The sequence below is a fragment of the Marilutibacter aestuarii genome, from assembly GCF_006546775.1.
In the GTDB taxonomy this organism is placed as follows: domain Bacteria; phylum Pseudomonadota; class Gammaproteobacteria; order Xanthomonadales; family Xanthomonadaceae; genus Marilutibacter; species Marilutibacter aestuarii.
Genome location: NZ_VICE01000106.1, coordinates 1 through 6,213, shown reverse-complemented (window position 1 = coordinate 6,213; position 6,213 = coordinate 1). Strand labels below are relative to the sequence as shown.

Annotated in this window: 7 protein-coding genes and 1 pseudogene; 2 read left to right on the top strand and 6 right to left on the bottom strand. The window is 68.1% G+C overall.

Going from position 1 to position 6,213, the window contains the following annotated elements:
• The 6 genes from FKV25_RS11580 to FKV25_RS11555 form a co-directional block, all read right to left on the bottom strand.
• Window positions 1-515, bottom strand: a 515-nt coding sequence (locus FKV25_RS11580) for a hypothetical protein (RefSeq protein WP_211345424.1), incomplete at its 3' end; no start/stop codon positions are given.
• Between the two features lie 972 nt (window positions 516-1,487).
• Window positions 1,488-1,883, bottom strand: a complete 396-nt coding sequence (gene gcvH / locus FKV25_RS11575) for a glycine cleavage system protein GcvH (protein ID WP_141518961.1) — start codon at window positions 1,881-1,883, stop codon at window positions 1,488-1,490.
• Window positions 1,884-2,011: 128 nt separating this feature from the next.
• The gene (locus FKV25_RS11570) at window positions 2,012-2,629 is read right to left on the bottom strand and encodes a 2-hydroxychromene-2-carboxylate isomerase (protein WP_141518960.1); all 618 of its coding nucleotides are present in this window, start codon (window positions 2,627-2,629) and stop codon (window positions 2,012-2,014) included.
• Window positions 2,630-2,638: 9 nt separating this feature from the next.
• The gene (gene gcvT, locus FKV25_RS11565; protein WP_141518959.1) at window positions 2,639-3,760 is read right to left on the bottom strand and encodes a glycine cleavage system aminomethyltransferase GcvT; all 1,122 of its coding nucleotides are present in this window, start codon (window positions 3,758-3,760) and stop codon (window positions 2,639-2,641) included.
• A gap of 142 nt (window positions 3,761-3,902) precedes the next feature.
• Window positions 3,903-4,343, bottom strand: coding sequence for an NfeD family protein (locus FKV25_RS11560; RefSeq protein WP_141518958.1), 441 nt, complete (start codon window positions 4,341-4,343; stop codon window positions 3,903-3,905).
• Window positions 4,344-4,347: 4 nt separating this feature from the next.
• Window positions 4,348-5,295 (bottom strand): SPFH domain-containing protein, encoded by a 948-nt coding sequence (locus FKV25_RS11555; RefSeq protein WP_141518957.1) that lies wholly within the window; start codon window positions 5,293-5,295, stop codon window positions 4,348-4,350.
• A 125-nt stretch (window positions 5,296-5,420) separates the two neighbouring features.
• Between FKV25_RS11555 and FKV25_RS11550 the strand changes: the two genes are divergently transcribed.
• Together FKV25_RS11550 and FKV25_RS11545 are read left to right on the top strand one after the other, a co-directional pair.
• The gene (locus tag FKV25_RS11550) at window positions 5,421-6,032 is read left to right on the top strand and encodes an RNA polymerase sigma factor (RefSeq protein WP_141518956.1); all 612 of its coding nucleotides are present in this window, start codon (window positions 5,421-5,423) and stop codon (window positions 6,030-6,032) included.
• Window positions 6,025-6,213, top strand: a pseudogene (locus FKV25_RS11545) (hypothetical protein); the annotation flags it as partial. The gene FKV25_RS11550 and the pseudogene FKV25_RS11545, both read left to right, overlap by 8 nt.

The following is a 6,213-nucleotide window of genomic DNA, read 5'->3' as shown; positions in this document are numbered from 1 at the left end:
GCGGCGGCCTTCTTGGCGGCCTTCTTCACCGTCTTCTTGGCGGCGGCCTTCTTGGCGGCCTTCTTCACCGTCTTCTTGGCGGCGGCCTTCTTGGCAGCCTTCTTCACCGTCTTCTTGGCAGCGGCCTTCTTGGCGGCCTTCTTCACCGTCTTCTTGGCGGCGGCCTTCTTGGCGGCCTTCTTCACAGTCTTCTTGGCGGCGGCCTTCTTGGCGGCCTTCTTCACCGTCTTCTTCGCAGCAGCCTTGCGGACCGCCTTCTTGGCCGCGGACTTGCGTGCGACCTTCTTGGCGGCCTTCTTGGCTGCCGGTTTCCTGGCGACCTTCTTCGCCGCCTTCTTGGCGGCGGGTTTCTTCTTCGCAGCTTTCTTAGTGGCCATGGGATGGCTCCTCGTCAGTGGTCCAGCATTGACCGACCCGGGACGGATCGGGGTGTTGCCCAGTACAAACCAGGCCCGCCGGCAACATGCCGACGGGAAACCGCCGGCACGCGACAGCGCGAACCGGAACGGGTGCATGCCGGACTCCCATCCACGCGCGGGGCGGGAAGGACGGTCCGGAAGAAATTGTCGGGGGGAGTTTGGTCACTCGTACGAGTTGTTCGGTAAGTGGCGATGTTGAAGTTTCGAAATCCTTCAAGGGACAGAGGCCCGATACCCACCTTTTCGAGAGCCATGGTGGAGTCCGGTTTCGTGCAGCTCGTTGTCGCGATCGCTTTGCTCACTCGTATATGCAGATGTCTTCTGCTTGGCGAAACGTAATCACGGTTTTTGCAAGTGTCAACAACCCCCGGCGCCTGGAAAGCCCGCCAGAAGCGGCGCTGGGGTGCGCTTGCCGGCGATCGGCTCTCCGCCCATGCCACCCGTGGCGAACCTTGCGCGTGCTGACGGACTGCAATCGATTCATTAAAACACTTGAAAACAAGGTGTTTTCTGCGAGTGGCTAATTTTTGTCCACGTCTTCGAAGCGTATCCAAACGAGGCCACGCACCCATAGGCCACGCCTCGGACGGGCGGTCGGCGGACGCGAAAAAAAAACGCCGGAGGGTGCTGCTTTTTGGCGTCGCACAAGATCATTTGCGCAAAAAAAAGAATGGGCCATGCGTCCCGCCCGGTGAAGGTCGGGTGTGCTTCCCGGCCCGCGACACGGTGACAGTCTCGATCGAGGACGTGCGCCTCGCGACTCGAACAACGAGCGTCGCGCCAGGAGATTTTCCCGGGCCGCCCCGCGCGACAGACGTGGCCCGTCCGACACGCGCGCGACGTCCACGGGGCCGAAGCACGCGCGACGTGTATCGCGAACCTCCCGATCGGCGGCGTCGCCCGATGCCACCAGGTGCGTGGCCGGCGCCCTCGAGTGCGTCCGGCAGGTGCGCGCGTGCCCGCCCCCGTGGCGCACGTGGGCGAAGGACGAAAAAAAACCGGGCGCCCGGCCCGGTCGTCGCGTCTTCGTTGCCGGCACCCGTCGACGACGGGTGCCGGCCGGCGGCGTCAGTGTTCGTCGCTCTCGAGCAGGTCCGCGTACTCCTGCGGACCGAGGAGCTCGTCGGCCTGCTCCGGCGCGTCGGCCTGCAGGGTATAGAGCCAGCCCTCGCCGTAGGCGTCCTCGTTGATGATCTCGGGTTTGTCGGCCAGCGCGGTGTTCACCTCGAGCACGGTGCCGCTCAGGGGGGCGTAGACGTCCGAGGCGGCCTTGACGGACTCGACGACCGCGCACGCGGTGCCGGCCTCGACCTGGTCGCCCGGATTGGGCAGCTCGACGTAGACCAGGTCGCCCAGCAGGCCCTGTGCGTGGTCGGAGATGCCGACGGTGACCTTGCCGTCACCTTCGACGCGGACCCATTCGTGGGACTTGAGGAACTTCAGATCGCCGGGGATATCACTCATGACTGGCCTCTAATGTGTGGGCGGTGGCGGCGGGAACGACGCCTAGTTTAATGGCGGGACCCCGCGCACGCACGGGGCACGAACCAACACGGGTGGAGCAAGGGAACGGGGTGGGGCCGGCGGCGGCCTCAATCCCGTCCGTAAGGTGGCCGGCCGCTCTTGAGGGCGTCGTGCAACGCCTCGATGCGGTCCTGCCCCCAGAAGGGTTCATCGTTCAGTACGTAGCCGGGCAGGCCCGGCAGGTCGGCTGCGATCGCCGCGGCGGTGTTGCTGCCGTAGGTCGCATGCGCGGCATGCTGGCCCGCGGCTTCCAGGATCGCACCGGCGTCGAAGCCGCTGGCGTCGAGCAGGTCGGCCACCACGTCGCGCTCGGCGATGTCGCGGTCATCCGCCCACAGGGCACGGAACGCGGCGCCGACATAAGCCGCGGGATCCAGACCGGCCGAGACCAGGGCGATCGCGCAGCGGTCGGCCAGGCCGGGGTCCGTGGGGAAGTGGCGCGCCTGGATGTTGAGCGGCACGCCGCGGATGTCGCGCCAGCGCTGCAGCTCGACCACCCGGTAGCGCTGGCGCGCGGGGGCGCGCTTCTTCAGCGGCACCGCGCCGTTGGCGTCGAAGAGTTCGAAGATGCGCACCGGCCGGTACTCGATGCGCGCGCCGGTATCGCGCGCGACCTCGAGCAGTGCCGCATGCCCGAGGTAGGCATACGGCGAGATGGTGCTGAAGAAGTAGTCGATGCGGGCCACGGTCAGCGGTCAGGCCAGCACGCCTTCCTGCACCTGCCCTTCGCGCACGAACGGGAAGCGGACCACGCGCACCGGCACTTCGCGCCCGCGGATGTCCACGCGCACGTCGCCGCCGGCACCCAGCGGGATGTCGCCCGACGGCACGCGCGCGAAGGCGATCGCCTTGCCGAGCGTCGGCGAGAACGTGCCCGAGAGGATCTCGCCCTCGCCATGCGCGGTCAGTACCTTCTGGCCGTGGCGCAGGACGCCCTTGTCGTCCATTACCAGGCCGATCATCTGTCGCGGCGCGCCGCCGGCCTTCTGCTGCTCGAGCACCTCGCGGCCGACGAAGTCGCGGCCCTCGTCGAGCACCACCGTCCAGGCCAGGGCGGCCTCGTAGGGCGAGACGTCGTCGTCCATGTCCTGACCGTAGAGGTTCATCCCGGCCTCCAGGCGAAGGGTGTCGCGCGCGCCCAGCCCGGCCGGCTTCACGCCCGCCTCCAGCAGCGCGTTCCACAGGGCGACCGCATTGGCCTGCGGAACGACCACCTCGAATCCGTCCTCGCCGGTGTAACCGGTGCGGGCGATGAAGAGCTCGACGCCACCGTCGGCAAGTTCGGCGCTGGCCGCGGCGAACCGGCCCAGCTTGCCGATCGCGGCCTGATCCTCGTCGCGCAACAGGCCGATCACCTTCGCGCGGGCGTTGGGGCCCTGCACCGCAACCATCGCGTAGTCCTCGCGTTCGACCACTTCGACCTCGAAGGCCTCCGCCTGCTCGCGGATCCAGGCCAGGTCCTTCTCGCGCGTGGCGGCATTGACGACGAGGCGGAAGAAGGCTTCCGACAGGTAGTAGACGATCAGGTCATCGATGACCCCGCCGCGCGGGTTCAGCATGCACGTATAAAGCGCCTTGCCGGGCTTCTTCAGCTTGTCGACCGAGTTGGCGAGCAGGTGGCGCAGGAAGTCGCGCACGCGCGCGCCGCGCAGGTCGACGACGGTCATGTGGCTGACGTCGAACATGCCGGCGTCCTGGCGCACCTGGTGGTGCTCGTCGATCTGGGAGCCGTAATGGATCGGCATGTCCCAGCCGCCGAAATCGACCATCTTGGCGCCGAGCGCGCGATGGGTCTCGTTGAGGATCGTCTTCTGCATCGTGTGGGGGGAGGTTCGTGGGGAGCGGCGATTATCACAGATTGTCGCCAGCCGGGCCCGGCCACCGCGCGGGAATTCCCGACGACCGGGCGAACATGCGACCACACGCTGGCGCACGGAGCAGCGGAGTCGAGCCCCTCGATCAGTCCGCGGCGACGACCTGCAGGGTCATGCCTTCGGCGCGTTCCACCCGCACCATCGTCCCGGCCGGCAGGTCGGCACCGGCGACGTCCCAGTAGGCATCGGCGATCTGTACGCGCCCGCGCCCGTTCACGATCGCACGGTCGAGCGGCACGACGCGGCCCACCAGGGACTCGGCGCGGCGGTTCAGCGTCGGCCGGTCGCTTTGCCGCTCACGTCCGCGGAACCAGGTGCGGTAGACCTGGATGGAGACGAAGCTGAGCACGACGAAGGCCGCGACCTGGACCAGCAGCGATACGTCCGGGAATGCCAGCACCAGCACGAAGACCGCCACTGCGGCGAAGCCGAGCCAGAGCATGAACGCGCCGGGCGCCATGGCCTCTGCGGCGAACAGGAGCAACGCGATCGCCGCCCAGCCGGTGGTCTGCCAGTTCCAGTCCATCGGCTCAACCCCCGATGCGCGGCGGCTGCGGCGCCGGCTTGTCGCCCATCGCCTGGCGCGCGAGTTCGGCGATGCCGCCCAGCGAGCCGATCATGCCCGAGGCCTCCATCGGCATCAGCACGAACTTCTGGTTCGGCCCCTCGGCCAGGGACTTGAAGGCTTCGACGTACTTCTGCGCGACGAAGTAGTTGATTGCCTGCACGTCACCCTGTGCGATGGCGTCGGACACCAGCTGCGTGGCCTTGGCCTCGGCCTCGGCCAGGCGCTCGCGCGCTTCGGCCTCGCGGAACGCGGCCTCGCGCTCGCCCTCCGCCTCGAGGATCGCCGACTGCTTCTCGCCCTCGGCCTTGAGGATGGCGGCCTGGCGGAAACCCTCGGCCTCGAGGATGTTGGCGCGCTTCTCGCGCTCGGCCTTCATCTGGCGCGCCATCGCATCGACCAGGTCCTTGGGCGGCTGGATGTCGCGGATCTCGATGCGCGTGACCTTCACCCCCCACGGGTTGGTGGCCTGGTCGACCACCGTCAGCAGCTGCGCATTGATGGTCTCGCGCTGGCTGAGCGACTCGTCCAGGTCCATCGAACCGATCACGGTGCGGATGTTTGTCTGCACCAGGGCGATCATCGCCACCTCGAGGTTGGACACTTCATACGCGGCCTTGGCCGCGTCGAGCACCTGGAAGAAGACCACGCCGTCCACCTTGACCACGGCGTTGTCCTTGGTGATGACGTCCTGGGAGGGCACGTCGAGCACCTGCTCCATCATGTTGACCTTGCGGCCGACGCCGTAGACGACCGGCACCAGGAAGTGCAGGCCCGGGGTCATGGTGTGGGTGTACTTGCCGAAGCGCTCGACCGTCCACTCGAAGCCCTGCGGCACCATGCGCACCGTCTTGAACAGGATGACCACGCCGGCGAACAGCAGCACCAGCGACAACAGCGTTCCCAGTTCCATGCTCCACCCCCGACGTTGGTCCTGCATGGAGTATAGACACCGCGGGAGCCGTCGCGCGCGCCGCGCGCCGGGCAGTCCCGACGGACTGCGACGCTTTCGCGCCGGTGCGCATCTAGGATGGATGTATGCCCGCCGCCTCGCCCTCCAGTTTCGCCATCGACGTCCCCGACGCCCTGCTGGAGCGGGCGCGGGCCGGCGAGCACGCGGCATTGGAACAGCTGTATCGCTGGTTCGAGCGACCGGTGTTCACGCTGGCACTGCGCATGTGCGGGGACCGCGAGTCGGCGGCGGACGTCCTGCAGGACACGATGCTGAAGGTCTTCGGCCACCTGGGCGGGTTCCGCCGCCGCGATGGCTGCCCGTTCTGGGGCTGGCTGCGGCAGGTCGCCGTCAACGAGGCGCTGATGCGCCTGCGACACCAGCGGCGCTTCGCGCAGGACGTCGCGCTGGAAGATGACCACTGGCTGCAGGACGAAGGTCCGCTGCCATCGGCCGCCGCCGATGCCGCCCGCCTGCAACGCGCCCTGGCCGCGCTGCCCGCCGTCACGCGCAGCGTGCTGTGGCTCTACCACGCCGAAGGCTATACGCACGATGAGATCGCGGTGCTGATGGACCGCAGCGCGAGTTTTTCCAAGTCGCAGGTCGCGCGCGGCACGCGCCGGCTCCGCCAGTTGCTGGAAGCCGCCCCCGCCAGCACGACGCACGCGACACTGGTTCCGGAGAGCCGACATGCCTGACACCCCCGACGCCGGTCTTGCCGGTCCGTCCATGCCCTCGCCACGGCGCTCCCCGGCCGAAGAAGGCTGGCGCGACGCCTTCCTCGCGCTGGAGCTGGAAACGCCCGCGGGCGATGGTTGGCCTCGCCTGGCCGCACGCCTGCCCAGGGCAGGCACGGCGCTCGCGGGTCCGGCGCCTGCC